Below are 285 nucleotides of genomic sequence, written 5' to 3'. Positions count from 1 at the left end.
AGAGAAATGAAAGATATAATTTATGTTATGATAGAAAATACAATATCGATATGCTAAAAACAACTCATATATATACTGTCACACATTAGCATCATGTGAAGTTTAGCATGCGTAACATCAAATATATTGAACTTCTTAAATGATTACTCATTATTATTGTGTGATTTCTATTTAGACAAACTTTTTTTTTATAAACAAAAACCTTCTTCTTTTTTTTCATTTGCAGAAGAATCACATTAGCCTTCCTTAAGGCTTTAATTTTAAATTTGAAATCATTTCCAAGCT

General features: G+C 25.3%; 1 protein-coding gene. It reads right to left on the bottom strand.

Annotation, left to right across the window (positions count from 1 at the left end):
- Nucleotides 1-91: 91 nt before the first annotated feature.
- Nucleotides 92-285 (bottom strand): hypothetical protein (locus AABA86_RS34305; protein ID WP_338309895.1); only part of this gene is annotated, 194 nt, incomplete at its 5' end.

Source organism: Bradyrhizobium sp. TM233, from assembly GCF_036247965.1.
GTDB classification, from domain to species: Bacteria; Pseudomonadota; Alphaproteobacteria; order Rhizobiales; family Xanthobacteraceae; genus Bradyrhizobium; species Bradyrhizobium ottawaense.
The sequence above is the reverse complement of the archived record's forward strand: the minus strand, read 5'-3'. Positions and strand labels throughout refer to the sequence as shown.